Below are 22422 nucleotides of genomic sequence, written 5' to 3'. Positions count from 1 at the left end.
CGCTCCGCGTCAGGTGCCTCGGGTGCTGCGCACATGCCCCGTGACCGCATCGGCGATCGCGCGGCTGTAGCGCAGCACCCCCGGCGACCGCTTGGCGCACGGTTTCGGCGTCTTCGTCGTCGGCGCCAGACAGAAGTGCAGATAGTCGTCGGACCGGTGCAGACGCGTGCTCGTACCGTCCGTGCAGTACTCCGGGTGCGCGCGTTCGTACGCCGTGCACGGCAGCCGCTCCACGTGCGTGTAGCGGTCGCCGGGCCGGCTCACGGCGGCCCCCGCGTCGGCGGTCAGGTCGCCGGCCGCCCGCGCCTGCTTCTCGTAGATGCCGTTCACGCGGCGGATCCGGTCCGGTGCCATCGGATCGGGCCCTTGCAGCACCCACACGAGCCGCGGCCGCGCGATGCCCGCCTCGGCCGCCGCCCGCTCGATCTCGGCGGTCAGGGCGCGGACGTCGGCCACGTACCGCTCGTAGTAGGGCTCGGAGCCCTGCACGATGCTGCCCATGCAAGGGGTGTAGCCCCAGGCGTTGCCCCAGAACTGCAGCACCACGACCTCCGGCCGCACCTCGCGCACCAGCGCGGCCGCCTTGTGCTGCGGCGGGACCAGGGAACGGTCCTTGCCCCGCTCCAGATAGTCACAGACCGTGGTGCCCGAGTACGGGGCGTTGCGGAGCGTGGCCGTCTTCTCGAGCAGTCCGGCGAGGACGATCTGGTTCTCCATGGCGATGGAGTCGCCGAGGTAGAGGGCGGGGACGGGGTCGCCCTGGGGTGCGGGCTGCTCGGCCTGATCGGTTCCGGGGTCGCCGCCGGTGGAGGCGTCGGCCGTGCTGCCGCTGGGTGTCTCGCCGGGCGCACCTCCGTCCCCGGGCACGGCTTTCCCTTCCGGCGTACGGGCGGCAGGCGCCGCGGGCGTCGCGGCGGCCCCCGACGGGTCCGAGGCGACGAGCAGCCGCCAGCCGAGCACGGCGACGGCGAGCAGCCCGAGCACCGTGGCGGCGACGGCCCAACTCGTAGTGCGTTTGCCGCTCATGGGACCCCCTGTGGCTGCGAGAGCGGAGGCCCCACGGTGGCGGGTCCCGCGGCAGAGGTCCAGAGGCGGGGCGCAGCAGTTTGCGCCCGGTACGGGTGGGGCGGATGCGGGCTTTTGGGAGCTGGATGACTAGGCGGTGCGTTCGCGTGCGTGCCGTATGGCTGGGGGCTCGGGTGGGTGTCGGTTGGCTGGGCGCTCGGGGGTGTGCCGTATCGCTGGGGCTTAGGTGTGTGCCGGTTGGCCGGGTGGTCAGCGGTGCGTGCCGGTCGGCTAGGCGGTCAGGGGGCGGTCCGTCGGGCGGATCGGGGACGGCAGGGTCGTGCCGCCGGTGAGGTGCCGGTCGATCGCCGCCGCGGCCGCGCGGCCCTCTGCGATCGCCCACACGATCAGCGACTGTCCCCGTGCCGCGTCGCCCGCCGCGAACACCCCCGGCACCCTGGTCGCGAACCCGGCGTCCCGGGCGAGCACTCCGCGCCCGTCCAGTTCCAGGCCGAGGCCCTCGACGAGCCCGTCCGAACGGTCCGGACCGGAGAAGCCCAGCGCCAGCAGCACCAGGTCCGCCGGCAGGACGCGCTCGCTGCCCCGCTGCGGCCGGCGTTCCGTGTCGACCTCGACGAGGTGCAGCTCCCGTACACGGCCCTGTTCATCGCCCGTGAAGCGCAGGGTCGAGGCCCTGAACAGGCGCGCGTCGGCGTCCGCGAGGGGCGCGGTCTCCAGGTCGCGGGCCTCCTCGTGGGCGGCCGAGAGCCGGTAGACCTTGGGGTAGACGGGCCAGGGGTCGGCCGTCTCGTCGCGCTCGGGGGAGGGCTGCGGGTAGATGTCCAGCTGCGTGACGGAGGCCGCGCCCTCGCGCACCGCCGTGCCCAGACAGTCCGCTCCGGTGTCGCCGCCGCCGATGATGACCACGTGCCGGCCCTCGGCGGTGAGCGGGTTGGCGGGCAGATCGCCCTCGCACACCTTGTTGGCCAGCGGCAGATATTCCATGGCCTGGTGGATGCCCTGCAACTCGCGCCCCGGCAGCGGGAGTTCACGCCAGGCGGTGGCCCCGGTCGCGACGAGGACCGCGTCGTAGCGCCGGCGCAGCTCCTCCGCCGTCAGGTCGCGGCCCACGGTCACCGACGTGCGGAACCTCGTGCCCTCTGCCTCCATCTGGCCGAGCCGCCGCTCCAGATGGACCTTCCCCATCTTGAACTCGGGGATGCCGTACCGCAGCAGGCCGCCGATCCGGTCGTCCTTCTCGTACACGACGACCGTATGGCCCGCGCGCGTCAACTGCTGGGCGGCCGCGAGGCCCGTGGGGCCCGAGCCGACCACCGCCACGGTCTTGCCGGACAGGCGGTCCGGCGGCTGCGGAACTGCCCAGCCCTCGGCCCAGATCCGGTCCGCGATCGCGACCTCGACGTTCTTGATGGTCACGGCGGGCTGGTTGATCGCGAGCACACACCCGGCCTCGCAGGGCGCGGGGCACAACCGTCCCGTGAACTCCGGGAAGTTGTTCGTCGCGTGCAACCGGTCCGCGGCCGTCCACCAGTCCGCGCGGGCCACCAGGTCGTTCCACTCGGGGATCAGATTGCCGAGGGGGCAGGCCTGATGGCAGAACGGCACCCCGCAGTCCATGCAGCGGTCGGCCTGTCGGGAGATGATCGGGAGCAGCGCGCCCGGGACGTACACCTCCTGCCAGTCCCGCACCCGCTCCGCCACGGGGCGGCGCGGCCAGTCCTCGCGTCCGGCGGTGAGAAAGCCCTTGGGATCGCCCATGGCCGGTCTCCCTTGCGGCGTCCTGCAGTGTGTTGCGTGGTCTTGAGGCGCCCTGACGTCTGTCGTTCTCTCGTCCTGCGGCGCCTGGCGGTGGGTCCGGAGCGCTTCTTTCGTCACGATACGTCGGGTCATCGGCCTCGGCACCATCCACGGCACGGGGGTCTCGGGCCCGGCCGCGCACCCGCGTTTGTACGGTGTCGGGGCAGACCGAAGCGGAACGGACAGGGGTGGCCATGACCAGGGTGCGATGTGCGGTGCTCGACGACTACCAGGGTGTGGCGGAATCGCTCGCCGACTGGTCGCGCCTGGCCGACCGGGTGGACGTGCGGTTCGTACGGAGCCATCTGGACGGGCCCGACGCGGTGGCCGCGGAGATCGGGGACTGCGAGATCGTGGTGGCGATGCGCGAGCGCACGCCGTTCCCCGCCGGGCTCTTCGAGCGGCTGCCCGCGCTGCGCCTGCTGATCACCTCCGGGATGCGCAACGCCTCGATCGACCTGGCGGCCGCGGCCCGCCACGGCGTCACGGTCTGCGGCACGCCCAGCAACTCCGAGCCGCCGGCCGAGCTGACCTGGGCCCTGCTGCTCGGACTCGCCCGTTCCGTCGTGGTGGAGGCGGACGCACTGCGGACCGGCGGCCCGTGGCAGTCGACGCTCGGCGCGGATCTGCACGGGCGACGGCTCGGACTGATCGGACTCGGGAAGATCGGCGCCAAGGTGGCGCGGGTGGGCCAGGCCTTCGGGATGGACGTGGCGGCCTGGAGCCAGAACCTCACGGTGCAGCGGACGGACGAGGTGGGCGTCACCCGGGCGGGCTCGCTGGAGGAACTCCTGGAGAGCAGCGATTTCGTGTCGGTGCACGTCCAGTTGAGCGAGCGGACCCGCGGCCTTGTGGGCGTGGACGAGCTGAAGCGGATGCGGCCCACGGCCTTCCTGGTCAACACCTCGCGCGCGGCGATCGTCGACCAGGAGGCCCTCGTACAGGCGCTGCACGAAGGCTGGATCGCGGGTGCGGGATCCGATGTCTTCGACACCGAACCCCTGCCGGCCGCCCACCCGCTGCGCACCGCCCCCAACTTCCTCGGACTGCCCCACCTCGGCTACGTCACACGGCGCAATTACGAGGGGTACTTCACGGGAGCCGTCGAGGACATCGAAGGATTCCTGCGCGGGGAGCCGGTACGGGTTCTGGGCTGAGCCGGTACGGGTTCTGGGCTGAGCAGCCGAAGGGGGCGGGGGCGGAAGGCTGGGAGCGCAAGGGCCGGGCCTGGTGGGTCGTTCGCGGTCAGGGTGCCGTGTCCTGCGTACGGCGCCAGGAGTCGAGGCGGACCTCCACCGTCGGCGACACCCGGCGCCGCGCCTCCGCGCGTGGGACGCCCGACATCAGCAACGCGTCGTACTCGGTGTCGACATGACGCACCGCCGCCCGCAACGCGGCCGTGACCGCCCCCGGATCCAGCGCCCGGCCCGCCGCGCTGCGGCCGACCCGCCCGCTGCCCCGCACCGAGGCGTGCTCGGCGACCGCACGCGCTCGGTCCTCGGGACATCCCGGGAACAGCCGCCTCAGCTCCTCGGCGAACGCCGCAGTGAACCGCACATCCTGCTCCGCCCGGCGCACCGCGTCCCGCGCCCGGCGGCGGGCCCGCGCTTCGGCGTCGGCGAGGCAGCGCTGCTCGGCCAGGGCGAGCGCGGCCTCCTCGACGAGGACGCCCTGACGCTCGTACCGCCTGCGCCTGGCGTTGCGCCGCACCACGACCACGGACAGCGAACTGCCCTCGCGCGCCCGCCTGGTGAGCGCGGTGTCGCCGCGCGGCAGATACACCAGATGCCCGAGGTCCGCGCAGTCCAGGCAGTGCGGTGCACCGTCCGCCATGACGAGCAATGCGAGCGGACCGGTCCGGCACTCCGCGCAATGCCGGCGCCCCCGCGGCTCCACGGCCACCGGACCGCCACCCGTCAGGGGAGTCCGCCGCCGGACGCCGGCCTCCGGCCCACCCGACCCACCCGACCCCGCTCCCGGCCCACCTGACCTCTCTCCCGGCGCACCGACCCCCGTTCCCGGCGCACCGACCCCCGTTCCCCGCGCACCCGACCGCGCACGCGCCATCCGCCCACCCCCTTCTGCCCTTCTGCTCAGGCGGCGAGCGCCAGCACCAGCGCCGCGCAGGCCGCGAGCGCCGCGCCCCCGCGGACGTGGTTCCAGGCCGTCCACTCCCTGACGTAGGTCTTCCACTGCTCGGCGCTCTCCGGTGCCTCCGGGTCGAGCTTGTCCAGGGCGTCGTTGCGCGGCACGTTCGCCACCATCGTCACGCCGAAGCACCCGGCCAGATACAGCAGACAACCGATCAGCAGCTCCCACGCCCCCTCGTCCGGCCAGCTCACGAAGGTCATCACGGCGACCACGGCACTCAGCAGCGCCGTACCCACGAAGACCCCCAGGAACACCGGGTTGATGATCAGCACGTTGAGCTTCTGCATCGCGGTCAGCCCCTGCTTCCAGGGCAGCGCTCCCAACGTCCTCATCACCGACGTGGAGAAGGCGAAGAACACCCCGGCTATCAGGCCGCAGCCGAGCGCCGTCACCAAAGTCAGCGCGAAAAGCGTTCCGTCGATCATGGCAACTCCTGGAAGAGGGAAGGGTGTTGGACGCACCGGCCGGGAACGGCCGCCGTCGGGCGGGGACCGCGCCAGATCCTGCACGTCCACCGGTGCCACCACAAGTGAAATCCAGGCCCGGCGCCCGGACCATCGACCAGGCGCGCACCCGCATACGCGAGCGTCTCGCCGCCCGGCATCATGGCCTGCGTGCAACTCCAACCGATCTCCTGGGACCGCCTGACCGCCGCGCTCGCCGACCGCGTCCTGGCCCTGAAGGCGCAGGACGGCGGCGAGCGGCTGCGCATCGGCCTGGACGGGGCACCGGCGGCGGGCACCGGCGAGCTGGCCGAGGGCCTCGCGCAGGAGCTGCGCGTGCGCGGCCGCACCCCGCTGGTGGTCGCCGCCGAGGGCTTTCTGCGCCCGGCGTCACTGCGTTATGAGCATGGTCATCAGGACCCCGATTCCTATGCGGAGGGCTGGTTCGACACCGGCGCCCTGTGGCGTGAGGTCTTCGGCCCGCTGGAGCCCGGCGGCTCCGGGCGGGTGCTGCCCGATCTCTGGGACCCGGTCACCGACCGGGCCACCCGCAGCGCTCCCGTCGAACTCCCTTCCGGTGGCGTGCTGTTGCTGCATGGCCCGCTGCTGCTCGGCCGCTGGTTCCCCTTCGATCTGTCCGTCCACATCCGCCTCGGCCCTGGCTCGCTGCGCCGCCGCACCCCCGAGGACCAGCAGTGGACCCTGCCGGCGTTCGAGCGCTACGAGCAGGAGGTGACGCCCGGGGAGACGGCGGACCTCCTCATCCGCGCCGACGACCCCCGCCACCCTGCCTGGAACGGGTGACGCACGGTGACCGCGGATCGCTCCGCAGGTGCGGGCCTCCGGGTGCGGGACGAGAATGAGTCCCGCCGGTTCCAGCGGCGCCGCCCGTGCCGCGCCGGTCGGCCGGAAAACGGGAGGTATCCCATGACCACCGCCGGAGACATCATGCACCCCGGGGCCCAGTGGATCCCCGCCCACGAAACCCTGGACCGGGCCGCGCAGCTCATGCGCACCCTCAACGTCGGCGCCCTGCCGATCAGTGACGAGAACGAACGCCTCTGCGGCATCCTCACGGACCGTGACATCGTCGTGGGCTGTGTCGCCATGGGGCACGACCCCTCGAAGGTCACCGCCGGCGACATGGCCAAGGGCACCCCGCGCTGGGTCGAGGCCACCGCCGACGTGTCCGAGGTCCTCGCCGAGATGAAGGACCACCAGATCCGCCGACTGCCCGTGATCGACAACAAGCGCCTCGTCGGCATGATCAGCGAGGCGGACCTCGCCCAGCACCTGTCGGAGGAGCAGATCGCCTCCTGGGCGGAGAGCGTCTACGCCAAGAGCTGAGGCAGGCCTGCGCCCCGGCGGCCCGCCTGTCGGTGCCGCTTCAGGAAGTCCCCTTCTCTGCGATGAAGTTGAGGTCCACCTCGTCCCGGTGAGCTCCCCAGGACAGCTCGAACGTCCAGCAGCCGGGACGAGGTACGCCTATGTCCGAGGGGTATATCTCGCCCGGCCCGGAGTTCGCCGGGAAGGACAGGTCGAGCACCGGTCGCTGCGCACCGTGCGGGTTTGCCCGTATCGTCAGCGGCTTGCCCTCGCGTGCGGAGCGTACGAACCAGAGCACCTTGTTGCCGTCGCCCCCGTTCTTCAGGGCGGCGGCCTTCGGTGTCATGGGGTGCTCCCACAGGAAGCCCATGATCTGGTCGCGGTCCCCGACGACGTAGGGCATGTCGGCGGTCCCGCCCGAGAAGCCGGCGGGCCGTGCATTCCAGTCCGGTGGTGCCCCCATCCGTATCTCCGTATCGCCGCAACCGCCCTCGATCGTCCGGGCCACGGCCTTCTTTCCCTCACTCCCGGCCGTACCGCCCTTCGCTGACGGCGACGCTGACGGCGAAGGCGATGAGGGGCCGGAGGGGCCGGAGGAGTCGGAGCAGCCGGACGCCACCAGGGCGCACAGCAGCGCGACCAGGGCCCACATGAGTGAGTCACGCCGGAGATCGGGCCGGCCGCGGCGTGAAGGATCGGGCCGGCCGCGGCGTGAAGGGCGATGCTCGCGAATCTCGTTCATGTATCGGGTACACCGCTCGGCCCATCGAGGTTCCACTTGCCGGAGACTTTCCGGCGGCGGCTTTCCCGAGATGCACACGCCGGAGCCGGCCGCGGACGAACACGCCTGTCCACAGCTCGTGCATGAACACCCCCAGAACGGCACAACTGGGATGATCGGCCGCATGACGCGAACCGACGGCTACCTCCTCGACAACCGCCAGGCCGAGGCCGGCCAGCGCTTCGATGCGCTCGCCGCGCTCTTCGACCCCTCCACCTTCCGGCACTTCGAACGGCTGGGCGTCGGCCCTGGCTGGCGCGTGTGGGAAGTCGGCGCCGGCGGAACCTCCGTGATCGCCTGGCTGGCCAAGAAGGTCGGTCCCACCGGCCGGGTGCTCGCCACCGACATCGACACCTCCTGGGCGGCCGGGGCCGCGCGCCCGCCCGTCGAGGTGGTCCGGCACGACGTGGGCGCCGAGGAGCCGCCGGGCGAAGGATTCGACCTGGTGCACGCCCGCCTCGTCCTGGTCCATGTGCCGGACCGTGAGCGTGCGTTGCGTGCCATGATCCGGGCGCTGCGCCCGGGCGGCAGGCTGCTCGTCGAGGACGCGGACCCGGCGCTGCAGCCCCTGATCTGCCCCGACGAGCACGGCCCCGACCAGCAGTTGGCGAACCGGCTGCGGCACGGCTTCCGCGCGCTGCTCGCCGAACGCGGCGCCGACCTCACGTACGGCCGCAGGCTGCCCCGGCTGCTGCGCGAGGCAGGACTCGCGCAGGTCGAGGCGGACGCCTACTTCCCGGTGTCCTCACCGGCCTGCACCGCGCTCGAACTCGCTACGGTGCGGCAGGTGCGCGAGAGGCTGGTGGCGGCCGGATACGCCACCGACGCCGAGATCGAACGGCATCTGGCCAATGTCGAGGGCGGCTCCATGGACCTGGCGACTTCGCCGATGATCTCGGCGTGGGGGCGTAAGGGCTGAGGCAGTCCGGGTGCTTCGGGCCTGCCGGGCGTGGGGGCCCGCCCCGCGCCCGGGCGCCCTTGCCCGCCGCTCGTCGGCACTGCTCCCTGTACGCACAACTCCCTGTGCGCACCGTTCCCCGTACACACCGCACCCGGCGCGCGCGTCACGGCCGTCCGCCCACCCGCCCGACGGCCAGCGCTCCGGCGCGGCACCCCTCGGCAGCCGCCTCCAGCGGGTCCGCGCCGGACAGCCGCGCCGCGAGGAAGGCGCCGGTGAACGCGTCGCCCGCCCCGGTCGTGTCCACCACCGACGCCTCGGCCGCGGGCACGGCACCGAGCACCGCACCCGCCCGGCACACCACCGCGCCCTGTGCGCCCTGCTTGGCCACGACCAGGGGATAGCGCCTGCTCAACTGTGCTGCCGCAGACGTGAGTTCCGGGAGTCCGCTCAGGAGCAGGGCTTCGTCGCGGCTGGGCAGCAGGACGTCCACGCCCGCCGTCGCGTCCAGGAACCGCTCGGTCCCCGTCTCCTTCAGGAAGCCCGCCGACGCCGGATCCACGCTCACGGTCACACCGCGCGTCCGCGCCCTCCGCAGCGCGGCAACCGCCGCGGTCCGGCTCACGGGTCCGAAGAAGAGGTAGCCCGAGACATGGAGATGGGCGATCCCGTCGAACAGTGCGGAGGTGAGGTCGTCGGGTCGCAGCCGCAGGACCGCACCGCTGTCCGTGAGAAACGACCGTTCCGCCCCCGAGGCCCCGTCGACCAGGCAGATCACCGTGCCCGTCGGGGCCTCCTCGTCGACGATGAGATGCGCCCGTACCCCTGCGGCGGCCAGTTGTTGGCGGTGCCACTGCACGGCGTCCGCGCCGACCCGTCCCGCGAGCCGGACGTCCGCGCAGCCCCAAGCGGCGGCCCAGCAGGCCACATTGGCCCCCGCGCCGCCCGGGGCGAGGCGGATGTCCGCCGCGGTGTCGGTGCCGGTCTGGAGGGCTGTGCGGTGGCGCGCCACCACGTCGGTCACGACATCGCCGAGGACGAGCAGCGCGCCGGCTGGCGTCTTCGCAACGGGGTCCGTGCCTGCCTGCCGGGCCGGTTCCGCGTGTGCCATCCCGGCCGGGTCCGCGCCCGCCTTCCGGGCCGATTCCGCGGCTGCTATCCCGACCTGCTCTGTGCCCGCTTTCCCGGCCGGTTCCGCGTCTGCCTTCCCGGCCGGCTCCGCGCCCGCCGTCCCGACCGCTTCCGCGCCCGCCATCACCCCCTGATGTGCGCCCGGAGAAGCCTCCGCCTTCACGCCCACGCCGACGCGATCCGCGCCGCGAGCCGCACGTTGCCCCGTACCGCCGCCAGATTGGCGCGCAGGGAGGCCCCCTTGGTGCGCCGGACCAGGAAGTCGAGGAGGAAGGGGGTGACGGCCTGGCCCGTCACGCCCTCCTCGTCGCACGCCCGCAGCGCTTCGTCGAGCACCTGCGCGTGGAGAGCGGGGTCGAGCTGGTCGGCGACCGGGACCGGGTTCGCGACGATCAACGCGGCGTCGGGGCCGCCCAGTTCGTCCTGCGCGTGCAGCACGGCGGCGACATCGGCGGGGGAGTGCAGGGACCAGCCCACGGGTTGCCCCGAATCGGCCACGTAGAAGCCGGGGAAACGTTCCGTGCGGTAGCCCGCGACGGCGATACCCAGCGTCTCCAGGCGTTGCAGTGTCGCCGGTACGTCCAGGATGGACTTCACGCCGGCGCATACGACTGCGATCCGGGTGCGGGCGAGGAGGCCGAGGTCGGCCGACTCGTCCTGGGTGGCGGTCCACTGCCGGTGCACGCCGCCGAGCCCGCCCGTGGCGAAGATGCGGATGCCGGCGCGCGCGGCGAGAAAGGCCGTGCCGGACACGGTGGTCGCGCCGGTCGCCCCGGTCGCCAGGGCGAGCGGCAGGTCGCGCTGCCCGAGTTTGCATACGCCCTCACCGGTGGCGATCCGCTCCAGCTGCTGCTTGTCCAGACCGATCCGCGCCTGCCCGTCCACGACGGCGATCGTGGCCGGAACGGCGCCCTCCTCGCGTACCGACTGCTCGAATTCCAGGGCGACTTCGAGATTGCGCGGACGGGGCAGCCCGTGCGCGATGATCGTGGACTCGAGGGCGACGACCGGGCGCCGCCCCGCGATCGCATCCCTCACCTCGGCGGAAACCACCAGCACGCGCATGTCTCCCCTCATCGGGTACTCCCGTCGTGTCCCCTTCATCCTTGGCGGGCCGGGCGAAGCGCCAAACCGCCCTTCGCGCGACGGCGCCCAACGCCTCTCACCCACGGCGTCGAACCGCCCCTCACGCGACGGCCCCGCACCGCAGCCCCGAAGGGCAGGTCCGGCGACGGCACCGCGCCGTCGGCATGCGAGTGCCCGCGCACCTGTCCGGTACGCGGGCACACGCGGCCGTCGGGGCAGGGGTCAGACGGGGCGTACGCCGTCCAGCGCCCCGTGCGGATTCAGTACGTACTTGCGGCTGGCGCCCTGGTCGAACTCGGCGTAGCCGCGCGGGGCGTCCTCGATCCCGATCACGGTGGCGTTGACCGCCTTCGCGATGTGCACCTTCTCGTGCAGGATCGCCCGCATCAGCCCGTGGTGGTACTTCATCACGGGGCACTGACCGGTGGTGAACCGGTGGCTCTTCGCCCAGCCGAGACCGAGCCGCACCTTGAGCGTGCCGCTGCGCGCGTCCTCGTCGATGCCGCCCGGGTCGTCGGTCACGTACAGACCGGGGATCCCGAGCGCACCGCCCGCACGGACCATGCCCATCAGGGAGTTGAGCACGGTGGCCGGCGCCTCGGGTGCGTCGGGGCCGTGCGCCCGCGCCTCGAAGCCGACCGCGTCGACCGCGGCGTCCACCTCGGGTTCGCCGAGGATCTGGGCGATCTGCTCGCCCACCTCGCCGCGCGTGAGGTCGACCGTCTCGCAGCCGAAACTCCTTGCCTGGGCGAGCCGTTCGGCGTTGAGGTCGCCGACGATCACGACGGCCGCGCCGAGCAGCTGCGCGGAGGCCGCCGCCGCGAGCCCCACGGGCCCGGCCCCGGCGACGTACACCGTCGAACCGACCTTCGTCCCCGCGGTCACCGCACCGTGGAAGCCGGTCGGGAAGATGTCCGAGAGCATGGTCAGGTCGAGCAGCTTCTCGCGCGCCTGGTCGCGGTCGGGGAACTTCAGGAGGTTGAAGTCCGCGTACGGGACCATGACGTACTCGGCCTGGCCGCCGACCCAGCCGCCCATGTCGACATAGCCATAAGCCGCTCCGGGGCGTGCCGGGTTGACGTTGAGACAGATGCCGGTCTTGCGCTCCTTGCAGTTGCGGCAGCGGCCGCAGGCGATGTTGAACGGCACCGAGACGATGTCGCCGTCCTGGAGGGTCTCGACGTCGGGGCCGCGCTCGATGACCTCTCCGGTGATCTCGTGCCCGAGCACCAGCCCCTCGGGCGCGGTGGTACGGCCGCGGACCATGTGCTGGTCGCTGCCGCAGATGTTGGTGGCGAGGACCTTGAGGATGACGCCGTGCCGGCACCTGCGGCCGATGTTCTCGCGCGCCACCCCCGGTCCGTCCTGGAGCTCCAGCGTCGGGTAGTCGATGGTGCGGACTTCCACCGCTCCCGGCTTGAGATACGCGACTGCCTTGTTGCCCGTGGTTGCGCTCATGACTGCCTCGCCGTCCCTTCGGCACTGTGCAGCGGATGCTCGGAAGTCCGCGGACGAGGCACGCCCGGGGCTTCCCTGGCCTGTGCGCAAGGCGGAGTCTGCTACCGGTGCGGGCGGTCGGCCAGAGGGTGCGGGCGGGTAACCGGGTTCGGTCGGCCGGAGGGTGCGGGCGGGTAACCGGCTGAGGTCGGCCGGAGGTTGAGGACGGGGCGCCGTGGGGACGGCCGGACCGGGACTCTAGAGTGACCGGCCATGACGACTGATCTTGATTCCGCCGCCGCGGCCAGTGTGGCCGCCGACGCCTCCGCTGCCCCCGCTTCCTTCGCCGTGCACATCCCGGACGTGGAGCTGGAGCCCGAACCGCTCGACCCCGCCCAGATCGTGTCGGGCACGCCCGAGGTCACCGGCAAGGTGCTGTGGGAGTCCGCGGACGGCAAGCAGCTGCGCGGCATCTGGCAGATCACGCCGGGCGTGGTCACCGACACGGAGGCGAACGAGCTGTTCGTGGTGGTGAGCGGACGGGCGACCGTGGAGGTCGAGGGCGGCGACGTCCTCGAACTCGGGCCGGGCGTGGCGGCGGTGCTGCGCGAAGGGGACCGTACGACGTGGACGGTGCACGAGACGCTGCGCAAGGCGTACCACATCAGCCTCTGAGGCCACTGCGCCGGAGCCGCGGCGGGCCGGCCACGGCGGGCCGGCTCAGTCCTCCGTGGCCCGCGCGTCCTCGGCTCGGCGCGCAGGCCGCGGCGTGAACACCGCGAGCGCGGCCAGCGGGAGGAGCAGCCCGGCGGCGACGAGGTTGAGCCAGCCGTAGCTCGCCTGCGCGACGATCAGGCCGGCCGCCGCTCCGCCGACGCCCGCCGCCGTGTTCATCGTCAGGTCGGACAGGCCCTGGGCCGCGGCCCGTGCGGGCTGCGGCACCGAGTCGGTGAGCAGGGCGGAGCCCGCGACCAGTCCGGCCGACCAGCCGAGGCCGAGGACGAAGAGGCCGACGGCCGTCTGGGTGTGGTTCGGTCCGGCGGTGCCGGCGAGCAGGGCGGCGACGGCCAGGAGCGAGACCGAGAGGGAGATGACGGAGAGCCGGCCGAGCCGGTCCGAGAGCCGGCCCATCACCGGCGAGAACGCGTACATGCCGGCGATGTGACCGCTGATCACCAGGCCGATCAGATCGATGTCCGCGCCGTGGTGACCGAGGTCCACCGGGGTCATCGACATGATCGAGACCATCGCGGTGTGCGAGACCGCGACCGTGGCCAGCGCGAGCCGGGCTCGCGGCGAGGCCGCCACGGCGGCCAGTCCGGCCCGCAGCGAACGGCTCTGCGGCGAGCCCTCGGCCTCGGGATCGAGCGCGCGGGCCGCGAGCAGCGGATCGGGCCGCAGCAGTACGGAGACGAGCACGGCCGAGATCACGAACACCCCCGCCGCCCACAGGAACGGCCCCGAGGCCTCGGGTATCCCGAGCCCCGCGACGCTACGGCCCGCCGGTGCCGCGATGTTGGGCCCGAGCACGGCTCCGATGGTCGTAGCCCACACGACGTTGGAGATCGCCCGCGCCCGGTGCTGCGGCTCGGCCAGGTCGGCCGCGGCGAACCGGGCCTGGAGATTGGCCGAGGAGGCGGCGCCGAATCCGGCCATGCCGACGAGCAGCAGCGGAAAGTTCCCGATCGCCGCCGCGAGCACCACGACCCCCGCGCCCAACGCACCGATCGCGTACGCCAGAACGAGCCCCGGCCGCCGCCCGCGCCGTGTCATCAGGGCGGCCAGCGGCATCGACAGGATCGCGGTGCCCGCCACGGTCGCCGTCGGGGCGAGCCCGGACAGCGCCTCGGTACCGCTGACCTCCTGCGCGAGCACGGCGGCCAGCGCGATCCCGGTGGCGACCCCGAGCCCGCCGAGGATCTGGCTGGCGATCAGGACGGCGTTGGTCCGCCGCCGCAGCGCGGGAAGCTCGTCGACTGCGACGGATATCCGGGACGGATCGGTGGTGGTCACCGGCGCAGTGTGCCAGGAGGCGCGGGCGTCCGGGCAGGGTGGGGGAGTGCCTCGGCAGCGTGCGGGAACGGCCGGCCGGAGGCGGGTGGCGACAGCCTTTGCGACGCGCTCAGAACAGCGGCTCCGGCAGGACACCCTCCAGCGCCAGCAGCTTCCGCTTCGTCTCGAGGCCGCCGCCGAACCCGCCGATGCCTCCGTCGCTCTCCACGACCCGGTGACAGGGCACCACCACGGGCAGCGGGTTGGCCCCCATCGCCATGCCCACCGCCTGCGCGGCGCCCGGCTGCCCGACCCGGCGGGCCAGATCCCCGTACCCGACCACCGCCCCGTACGGCACGCCCGCGTGCAGCTCGCGCAGCACTTGGCGGTTGAAGCCGGTGATCAGCGACCAGTCCAGATCGAGCGTGAAGGCGCGCAACTCCCCTGCGAAGTACGCGCGCAGCTGACGTATCGGCTCGGCGAGACGGCCCGCGTCGGGCGACGGCGCTACCGAACCCGCGTCGGGCGCCTGCGCGACCGAACCCCCGAAGCGCGCCGCCAGACCGGCGACGGCCTTGTCGCGCACAGGGCCGTCGGCGTGGAACACGACATTGACCAGCCCGTCCGCGGTCGCGGCGAGCAGCAGCGGCCCGATGGCACTGTCGACCACGGCCCACTCGACCGCGGCCTGCCCGCCGCCCGTTTCCTGCGTTTCCGGCGCGTTCCGCGCTTGGATCTCCACGCTTCCACGGTACGGCGGGCCACTGACAACGCCGCCGGGCGGCCACGTACGACCGACGTCGGCATCAACCGGGGAGGACCGACGTCTGCATCAACCGGCTACGACCGAGCCCCGCATCAATCGCGCACAGCGCTCCGTACGACGTCCGGACGGTTCGTGATGATCCCGTCGACGCCGAACCCGGCCGCGCGCCGCGCGTTCGCCGCGTCGTCGATCGTCCAGGTGTAGATCTCCAGCGGGCGGCCGTGCGGACCGCGCAGCGCCTGGATGGCCGAAACGTAATCAGCCGTGATCGTCCCGTGGTTGGAGTTGATCTGGTCCGCGAACTTCGCGTACGCGGGCAGATCGGCGGCGGCCGGCGTGCCCAGGAACCCGGTCTTGATGTCCGGCCGCTGGGCGTGCACGGACTTCACGGAGTCCGCGCTGAAGCTCTGGATCACCAGCTTGTTCCTGACGTGACCGCGGTCCAGCCAGCCGGTCTCGCGCAGGACGCGCAGGGTGTCGCGCTCGATCCCGGGGTAGAGCTCCGGCTTCTTGATCTCCAGGACGAGCCGCTGGTCGTTGTGCTCGACGCGGTTCATGTACTGGGTGAGCGTGGGCACGCGTGCGCCCTTGAACTTGGCGTCGAACCAGCTGCCCGCGTCCAGCTTGGCGATCTCCGCCGCGGTGAAGTCCTTCACCTTCCAGGGCGCGCGGTCCGGGAAGACCTGCTCCACGTCGGTGGTGCGCGCCAGGTTGTCGTCGTGCATGATCACGAGCTCGCCGTCCTTGGTGCGCTGGACGTCGTTCTCGACCCAGGTGAAGCCCAGTTCACGGGCCTTGTCGATGGCGGCGAGGGTGTTCTCGGGGGCGTACGCCGAGGCTCCGCGGTGGGCCACGATCACCGGGGTGTCGTTCCTTGCGGCGCTCGCGGTATCAGGGGAGTCGGCCTGTGCGGGGGCGATGGGCAGGGCGAGCGCTCCGGCACCGATGAAGGCGGCGACGGCGGCTGCGGCAGTGCGTGCATGCACCAGGACTCCTCACGTCGTGCGATCGAATACCGACCGAGCGTGGCAGTCGTGGCGCAACAAAGGACAGGTGCAGGATGGCCACAAGTTGAACGGAATCACTCAGGACGGAACACGCAACTTCCGCCAAGACGGAACATGCAACTTCCACCAACTCGGCACACGAGGTGTCCGCCTTCGGCGAAGCCGGTGATTTTTTGCCGGAGAATCGTTCGTACGTTCCGCTTGGCGCTTTAATCTCTGCTCAGCACCGGCCATATGTCCGGCCGTGCAGTGGGGCCGCGGGGGCGCCCCCGGGGCTATCACAAGGGGCGGAAGGGTCATCCCAGCATGCAGGGCACCGTCGACGGTTTCAGTTACGGGTTGGTCACCCCTATCGCCGCGTACGTGATGGCGTGTGTGGGCGGTGCGCTGGGGCTGCGCTGCACCGCGCGCTCCCTGGTGGTGGGGAATTCCTGGCGCCCCGGCTGGCTTGCGCTCGGCGCCGCCGCCATCGGCTCGGGCATCTGGACCATGCACTTCATCGCGATGATGGGCTTCACCGTCAAGGAGGCGCCCGTCAGTTACGACCCGTCGCTGACCTTCGCGAGCCTCGGCGTCGCGATCGTGATGGTCGGCATCGGCGTCTTCATCGTGGGCTACCGCGGGCCCACGTTCATGGCCCTGTTCACCGGGGGCACAATCACCGGCCTGGGCGTCGCGTCCATGCACTACCTCGGCATGGCGGCCATGCGGCTGCGCGGCACCCTCCAGTACGACACCCTGACCGTGGCCAGCTCCGTCGTCATCGCGGTCGTGGCCGCGACGGCCGCGCTCTGGGCCGCCGCGCAAGTGCGCGGGTTCCTGTGGAGCCTCGGCGCCAGCCTCGTCATGGGGCTCGCGGTGAGCGGTATGCACTACACCGGCATGGCGGCGCTCAGCGTCCACCTGCACGGTTCGACCGGCTCCGTCGCGGGTGACTCGCCGGCCGAGCTGCTCGCCCCCATGATGGTCGGCCCGCTGGCCTTCCTGCTCCTGGCCGGTGTGGTCGTCATGTTCGACCCGCTGATGATCATGGGCAAGGAGGACTGGCGGGACGCCGCGAGGGCCCGCAGCAACGGTGTCCCGGCCGCCCCGCCGCGCAGCGTGACCCCCGCCCGCAGGAGCCCGCAGTACCGCCAGGACTGGTGAGGCGCCGCCTCCGGAGCCGGTGAGCACCACCTTCCGCACCGGCAGGCGCCGCCCTCCGCCCTCACGACCCCAGGACCGGGGCCGGACCGCCCGTCGCGGCGATCCGGCCCCGTTGTCAGTGGGGGGTCGTACGGTGGTTGCATGCGGCCCGAGACCACCATCCAGAACATCCAGCGCAGCGAGCGGCCCTTCGAGGTCGTCAGCCCGTACCAGCCCAGCGGTGACCAGCCGGCGGCCATCGCCGAGCTGGACCGCCGCATTCGCGCGGGCGAGAAGGATGTCGTCCTGCTCGGCGCGACCGGCACCGGAAAGTCGGCGACGACGGCCTGGATGATCGAGAAGCTCCAGCGCCCGACCCTGGTCATGGCGCCGAACAAGACGCTCGCGGCCCAGCTGGCGAACGAGTTCCGCGAGCTCCTGCCCAACAATGCGGTCGAGTACTTCGTCTCGTACTACGACTACTACCAGCCCGAGGCCTACGTCCCGCAGTCGGACACCTACATCGAGAAGGACTCCTCGATCAACGAGGAGGTGGAGCGCCTGCGCCACTCCGCGACCAACTCGCTGCTGACCCGCCGCGACGTGGTCGTGGTCGCCTCGGTCTCCTGTATCTACGGTCTCGGTACGCCGCAGGAGTACGTGGACCGCATGGTCCACCTCAAGGTCGGCGAGGAGATCGACCGCGACCAGCTCCTGCGCCGCTTCGTCGACATCCAGTACACGCGCAATGATCTGGCGTTCACCCGCGGCACCTTCCGCGTGCGCGGCGACACCATCGAGATCTTCCCGGTCTACGAGGAACTGGCCGTGCGGATCGAGATGTTCGGCGACGAGATCGAGGCGCTGTCCACGCTGCACCCGATCACCGGCGAGATCATCAGCGACGACCAGGAGCTGCACGTCTTCCCGGCCACGCACTATGTGGCCGGCCCGGAGCGCCTGGAGCGCGCTGCCAATGACATCGAGAAGGAGCTGGGGGAGCGCCTCGCCGAGCTGGAGAAGCAGGGCAAGATGCTCGAGGCCCAGCGGCTGCGCATGCGCACCACGTACGACCTGGAGATGCTCCGCCAGATCGGCTCCTGCTCCGGCGTCGAGAACTACTCGATGCACTTCGACGGACGCTCGCCCGGCACCCCGCCGCACACCCTGCTCGACTACTTCCCGGACGACTTCCTGCTCGTCCTCGACGAGTCGCACGTCACGGTGCCGCAGATCGGCGCGATGTACGAGGGCGACGCCTCGCGCAAGCGCACCCTCGTCGACCACGGCTTCCGGCTGCCGTCCGCGCTGGACAACCGCCCGCTGAAGTGGGAGGAGTTCCAGCAGCGGATCGGGCAGACGGTGTACCTGTCGGCGACCCCGGGACAGTACGAACTCTCGCGCGGCGACGGCTTCGTGGAGCAGATCATCCGTCCCACCGGCCTCGTCGACCCGGAGGTCGTGGTCAAGCCCACCGAGGGCCAGATCGACGACCTGGTGCACGAGATCAGGCAGCGCACCGAGAGGGACGAGCGCGTCCTGGTCACCACGCTCACGAAGAAGATGGCCGAGGACCTCACGGACTACTTCCTCGAACTGGGCATCCAGGTCCGCTATCTGCACAGCGACGTCGACACCCTGCGCCGCGTCGAGCTCCTGCGCGAGCTGCGCGCCGGTGAGTACGACGTCCTGGTCGGCATCAACCTGCTGCGGGAGGGCCTCGACCTGCCCGAGGTGTCGCTGGTCGCGATCCTCGACGCGGACAAGGAGGGCTTCCTGCGCTCCGGCACCTCGCTGATCCAGACCATCGGCCGCGCGGCGCGCAATGTCTCGGGTCAGGTCCATATGTACGCGGACAAGATCACGCCGGCGATGGAGAAGGCCATCGACGAGACCAACCGCCGCCGAGCCAAGCAGATCGCGTACAACACGGAGCACGGGATCGACCCGCAGCCGCTCCGCAAGAAGATCAACGACATCGTCGCCACCATCGCGCGCGAAGAGGTGGACACCGAGCAGCTGCTCGGCACCGGCTACCGCAAGGGCCAGAAGGACGGCAAGGGCGCCAAGGCTCCGGTGCCTTCGCTGCGTACCAAGGACTCCGCGGGCAAGGAGACCTCCGCCAAGCCCGCGCGGGGCAAGGGGCGCAAGACCGAGCCGGCCACACCCACGGACCGCCCCGCCGCCGAACTGGCCGAGCAGATCGAGGAGATGACCGAGCGCATGCGCGCGGCCGCCGCCGACCTGCAGTTCGAGATCGCGGCCCGGCTGCGCGACGAGGTCTCGGAGATGAAGAAGGAGCTGCGCCAGATGCGGGAGGCCGGGCTGGCCTGACCGGCAGCCCGCGCGATACGGGCGGGCCCGCGGGCCGGGCGTGCCGATGCCCGGCCCCTGCGGCCCCGCGTGAACCGTCCGCAGCCGCACGATGGCGTATCGGCAAACGGAGCAGGGGGTGCGGCCTTCGGCGCCGGGACCTGGCAATTCAGGCATTCCAGCGGGCAAATCGCCCACTGTGGCGCGCAAGTCCCTTCGCGCGGACCAGGAGTGTTGCAAGACCGACACAAAGGCGAGGCCCGGGGGCCCGCTTGTCAGTCCCACTGCGTAGGGTTCATCGCAACCGCACGCACAGGCGGTGGGCGGGGATGAGTTTGGCGATGAGAGGGGACAGCGCGTGACGGTCAACATGACCAAGGGTCAGGCCATCAGCCTGCAGAAGAGCGACGGGGGCACGCTGACCGCGGTGCGCATGGGTCTCGGCTGGCAGGCGGCCCCGCGCCGCGGCCTGTTCGGATCCCGTACGCGGGAGATCGACCTGGACGCATCGGCGGTGCTCTTCGCCGACAAGCAGCCGGTCGACGTGGTGTTCTTCCGCCACCTGGTCAGCGACGACGGCTCGGTGCGGCACACCGGTGACAACCTGGTCGGCGGCGCCGGTCAGGGCGGCGACGACGAGTCGATCCTGGTCGACCTCGCGCGCGTCCCGGTCCACATCGACCAGATCGTGTTCACGGTCAACTCGTTCACGGGCCAGACCTTCCAGGAAGTGCAGAACGCGTTCTGCCGGCTGGTCGACGAGACCAACGGCCAGGAGATGGCGCGCTACACGCTCGACGGCGGCGGCCAGTACACCGCCCAGATCATGGCGAAGGTGCACCGCTCCGGCACGGGCTGGACGATGACGGCGCTCGGCCAGCCGGCCAACGGCCGTACGTTCCAGGACCTGATGCCGGCGATCCTGCCGCACCTCTGAGGCAGTTCGCGGTTCACGGCTCCCGGGCGCCCCAGCGGCCACCGGGAGCCGTCCGCGTCCGCGTACCGGCGTGGACCGCGCCGAGGACCACGCAAGCCGGCCGGCACACCGCCGCGCCCAACTGAACACAGCGACGAGGGGGACCAACACCATGACGGTCGAGCTGGTACGGGGTCAGAACGCCCCGCTGCCTCAAACCCGTCTGGAGATCCGGGTATCCGCGGGCAAGCCCATCGTGGCGGGCGCCACGCTCAGCGACGCGCAGGGCAAGGTGCGCGGCGCCGAATGGATCGCCCACCCCGGGTCGCCGCAGCTGCCGGGTCTCGAAGTGTCGCAGCAGGCCGCCGCGGACCACCGGCTCGCGGTGGACCTCGAAGCCCTGCCGGACGCGGTGGAGCGGGTCAATGTGCTGCTCGCGCTCCCCGTCGGCGTCGGCGGTCCGGTCCGCTTCGGCGCGGTCGCGGCCCCCTTCGTGGCGGTCACCGGCCTCGACGGGGCCGAGGTCGCGAGCTACACGATCACCGATCTCGACCCCGAATCGGCCGTCGTCGCCCTGGAGTTGTACCTCAGGAACGGTGCCTGGAAGGTCCGTGCCGTCGGCCAGGGCTATGCGGGCGGACTCGCCGAGATGCTCGCCGACCAGGGCCTCGCCCAGGCGCGGGAGATCGCCACCCAGATCCTCGACGCGGTGGCGCGCGGCATGGCCCGCTCGGTCGCGGCGCCCCCTCCGCGTACGGCGGAGACCGATCGCGTACGGCGCACCGCGGCCACCGCCGGCCCGGCGGGCGAGCACGGCGCGGCGGCCGCGGCATCCCAGCCGTCGCCCGCACCGCAGCCCGCCGCACCGCAGCCGCCCACCACTCCCCAGCCCTCCGCCGCGGGCAGCGGCGGAGCCTCCGCACCCCCGGAGACGCCCTCCACGAGCGGCGTCAACTACGCGCACCCGAGCCGCCGTCCGGCCGCCGCCGCGCCGCCCACCCCGCCGCCGGCCGCGCCGCCCGCCCAGCCGGGTCAGCCCGCGCAGCCCGTCGCTGGCGATGCCACCGGCTGGTCCATGGAGGAGCGGCTGTACAACCAGGTCTGGGGCATGTTCGAGGACCTGGCCCGGACCACCGCCGCGTACCGCAGCGCCGTGGACTTCGCCGAGTCCCGGATGGAGCAGGAGCTCGACAAGGTCCTGTCCGATCCGCGCAGCCGTATCGGCGGTACGGGCGACGCCGCGCGGGAGGCCGCGCGCGCCAAGCAGGCGAAGCTCGTCGACCAGGCCAGGGAGGTGCTCGACCGCGACCTCGCCCAGCTGAAGGCCGAGGCCGACGTGGTCGAGCCGGCGCTGCCGCCGGCCTTCGCCGCCTGGGACAACCCGGTGTGGCACGCGTACCGCGTCCCGATGGAGGTCCCCATGGCCCTGCGCCTGGGTGATCTGCATCTGCCGGAGAGCGCCGACGTGCGCATTCCGCTCCTCATGCGGCTTCCGCTCGAGCGCGGTCTGTGGATCGACGCTGGCCGCTCCTCGTCGGGCAGCGTCACCTTCCACGACAGCGCCGAGCTGCACCGCCTGGCCATGGAGACCGCGGTCGCGCTCGCCGCACGGCTGCTCGCCGTCTACCCGCCGGGCGACTTCGCGGTGCACGCCATCGACGCGGGCGGAAGCGCGGCGGGCCCGCTCGCACCGCTGCTCCAGTCCGGCGTGATGGCCCAGCCGTCCGGCTACGGGGCCGCGGGGGTCACCGAGGTCCTGGCCCGCCTGACCAAGCGCGTCGAGCTGGTGCAGATGGCGGTCCGCGGCGGTGCCACGGACGCTCTGCCGCCGGACCTCGACACCGCCGAGCAGCTCCTGATCGTCAACGATTTCCCGCACGGCTTCGACGACCGCGCCGTGACGCAGCTGCGCTATCTCGCGGACGAGGGCCCGGCCGTGGGCGTGCACCTCATGCTTGTGGCCGACCGCGAGGACGCCTCTGCCTACGGGCCGGTCCTCGATCCGCTGTGGCGCTCCCTGCTCCGGCTGACCCCGGTGCCGGACGACCACCTTGCCGACCCGTGGATCGGCCACGCCTGGACGTACCAGCCGGCGCTCGTGCCGCCGGGCAGCGCGGTGCTGCAGCAGGTGCTCGGCCAGGTGGCGCATGCCCGCCGCGAGTGGGGCCGCTGAGCCTTCCGGCCGGCGAACCGGCAGGCTGTGACGGGCGCTGACGGGCGCTGACGG

The 22422-nt window shown here is 72.2% G+C and carries 20 protein-coding genes; 9 read left to right on the top strand and 11 right to left on the bottom strand.

Going from position 1 to position 22422, the window contains the following annotated elements; genetic code table 11:
• Nucleotides 1–9: 9 nt before the first annotated feature.
• Both BLT97_RS27520 and BLT97_RS27515 read right to left on the bottom strand, forming a co-directional pair.
• Nucleotides 10–1026 (bottom strand): SGNH/GDSL hydrolase family protein, encoded by a 1017-nt coding sequence (locus BLT97_RS27520; protein WP_143041393.1) that lies wholly within the window; start codon nt 1024–1026, stop codon nt 10–12.
• Between the two features lie 270 nt (nt 1027–1296).
• The gene (locus tag BLT97_RS27515; protein WP_093614823.1) at nt 1297–2784 is read right to left on the bottom strand and encodes a glutamate synthase subunit beta; all 1488 of its coding nucleotides are present in this window, start codon (nt 2782–2784) and stop codon (nt 1297–1299) included.
• A gap of 233 nt (nt 2785–3017) precedes the next feature.
• Between BLT97_RS27515 and BLT97_RS27510 the strand changes: the two genes are divergently transcribed.
• Nucleotides 3018–3980, top strand: a complete 963-nt coding sequence (locus BLT97_RS27510) for a D-2-hydroxyacid dehydrogenase family protein (RefSeq protein ID WP_093614821.1) — start codon at nt 3018–3020, stop codon at nt 3978–3980.
• A gap of 88 nt (nt 3981–4068) precedes the next feature.
• On the opposite strand, the gene BLT97_RS27505 is transcribed toward BLT97_RS27510, so the two are convergent.
• Together BLT97_RS27505 and BLT97_RS27500 are read right to left on the bottom strand one after the other, a co-directional pair.
• On the bottom strand, nt 4069–4890 hold the full coding sequence (locus BLT97_RS27505; RefSeq protein ID WP_093614819.1) for a DUF2293 domain-containing protein: 822 nt from the start codon (nt 4888–4890) through the stop codon (nt 4069–4071).
• A gap of 26 nt (nt 4891–4916) precedes the next feature.
• Entirely contained in the window at nt 4917–5399 is a 483-nt protein-coding gene (locus BLT97_RS27500) for an anthrone oxygenase family protein (RefSeq protein WP_093614817.1), read from the bottom strand.
• A gap of 189 nt (nt 5400–5588) precedes the next feature.
• On the opposite strand from BLT97_RS27500, the gene BLT97_RS27495 reads away from it, so the two are divergent.
• Both BLT97_RS27495 and BLT97_RS27490 read left to right on the top strand, forming a co-directional pair.
• Nucleotides 5589–6221, top strand: coding sequence for a nucleoside/nucleotide kinase family protein (locus tag BLT97_RS27495; RefSeq protein WP_093614889.1), 633 nt, complete (start codon nt 5589–5591; stop codon nt 6219–6221).
• 123 nt (nt 6222–6344) lie between these two features.
• Complete coding sequence (locus BLT97_RS27490; protein WP_093614815.1) at nt 6345–6764, top strand: CBS domain-containing protein; 420 nt, start codon at nt 6345–6347, stop codon at nt 6762–6764.
• Nucleotides 6765–6804: 40 nt separating this feature from the next.
• On the opposite strand, the gene BLT97_RS27485 is transcribed toward BLT97_RS27490, so the two are convergent.
• Nucleotides 6805–7206, bottom strand: coding sequence for a hypothetical protein (locus BLT97_RS27485; RefSeq protein ID WP_093614813.1), 402 nt, complete (start codon nt 7204–7206; stop codon nt 6805–6807).
• Between the two features lie 442 nt (nt 7207–7648).
• Between BLT97_RS27485 and BLT97_RS27480 the strand changes: the two genes are divergently transcribed.
• Entirely contained in the window at nt 7649–8443 is a 795-nt protein-coding gene (locus BLT97_RS27480) for a methyltransferase domain-containing protein (protein WP_093614887.1), read from the top strand.
• Between the two features lie 145 nt (nt 8444–8588).
• Here the strand turns inward: BLT97_RS27480 and BLT97_RS27475 are convergent, their stop codons facing one another.
• The 3 genes from BLT97_RS27475 to fdhA form a co-directional block, all read right to left on the bottom strand.
• Complete coding sequence (locus tag BLT97_RS27475; RefSeq protein WP_093614885.1) at nt 8589–9533, bottom strand: carbohydrate kinase family protein; 945 nt, start codon at nt 9531–9533, stop codon at nt 8589–8591.
• Nucleotides 9534–9712: 179 nt separating this feature from the next.
• Entirely contained in the window at nt 9713–10618 is a 906-nt protein-coding gene (locus BLT97_RS27470; protein ID WP_176953906.1) for a pseudouridine-5'-phosphate glycosidase, read from the bottom strand.
• A gap of 243 nt (nt 10619–10861) precedes the next feature.
• Nucleotides 10862–12097 carry a formaldehyde dehydrogenase, glutathione-independent gene (gene fdhA / locus BLT97_RS27465; protein WP_093614811.1) on the bottom strand — a complete coding sequence of 412 codons (1236 nt, stop codon included), beginning with the start codon at nt 12095–12097 and terminating at the stop codon, nt 10862–10864.
• 252 nt (nt 12098–12349) lie between these two features.
• On the opposite strand from fdhA, the gene BLT97_RS27460 reads away from it, so the two are divergent.
• Entirely contained in the window at nt 12350–12751 is a 402-nt protein-coding gene (locus BLT97_RS27460) for a cupin domain-containing protein (protein WP_093614809.1), read from the top strand.
• A gap of 45 nt (nt 12752–12796) precedes the next feature.
• Here the strand turns inward: BLT97_RS27460 and BLT97_RS27455 are convergent, their stop codons facing one another.
• From BLT97_RS27455 to BLT97_RS27445, 3 genes are all read right to left on the bottom strand, one after another.
• On the bottom strand, nt 12797–14089 hold the full coding sequence (locus tag BLT97_RS27455) for an MFS transporter (RefSeq protein WP_093614807.1): 1293 nt from the start codon (nt 14087–14089) through the stop codon (nt 12797–12799).
• A gap of 109 nt (nt 14090–14198) precedes the next feature.
• On the bottom strand, nt 14199–14804 hold the full coding sequence (locus BLT97_RS27450; RefSeq protein ID WP_093614881.1) for a methylated-DNA--[protein]-cysteine S-methyltransferase: 606 nt from the start codon (nt 14802–14804) through the stop codon (nt 14199–14201).
• Nucleotides 14805–14926: 122 nt separating this feature from the next.
• Nucleotides 14927–15820 carry a glycerophosphodiester phosphodiesterase gene (locus BLT97_RS27445; RefSeq protein WP_093614806.1) on the bottom strand — a complete coding sequence of 298 codons (894 nt, stop codon included), beginning with the start codon at nt 15818–15820 and terminating at the stop codon, nt 14927–14929.
• Between the two features lie 327 nt (nt 15821–16147).
• On the opposite strand from BLT97_RS27445, the gene BLT97_RS27440 reads away from it, so the two are divergent.
• From BLT97_RS27440 to BLT97_RS27425, 4 genes are all read left to right on the top strand, one after another.
• The gene (locus tag BLT97_RS27440) at nt 16148–16987 is read left to right on the top strand and encodes an MHYT domain-containing protein (RefSeq protein ID WP_093614805.1); all 840 of its coding nucleotides are present in this window, start codon (nt 16148–16150) and stop codon (nt 16985–16987) included.
• 141 nt (nt 16988–17128) lie between these two features.
• Nucleotides 17129–19300: an excinuclease ABC subunit UvrB gene (gene uvrB, locus BLT97_RS27435; RefSeq protein WP_093614804.1), complete on the top strand. Its 2172-nt coding sequence runs from the start codon at nt 17129–17131 to the stop codon at nt 19298–19300.
• A gap of 337 nt (nt 19301–19637) precedes the next feature.
• Nucleotides 19638–20216: a TerD family protein gene (locus BLT97_RS27430; protein WP_093614802.1), complete on the top strand. Its 579-nt coding sequence runs from the start codon at nt 19638–19640 to the stop codon at nt 20214–20216.
• Nucleotides 20217–20367: 151 nt separating this feature from the next.
• Entirely contained in the window at nt 20368–22368 is a 2001-nt protein-coding gene (locus BLT97_RS27425) for a TerD family protein (RefSeq protein WP_093614800.1), read from the top strand.
• Nucleotides 22369–22422 lie beyond the last annotated feature (54 nt).

Source organism: Streptomyces indicus (assembly GCF_900100315.1).
Classification (GTDB): Bacteria; Actinomycetota; Actinomycetes; order Streptomycetales; family Streptomycetaceae; genus Streptomyces; species Streptomyces indicus.
This window is presented reverse-complemented; position numbering and strand designations above follow the sequence as displayed.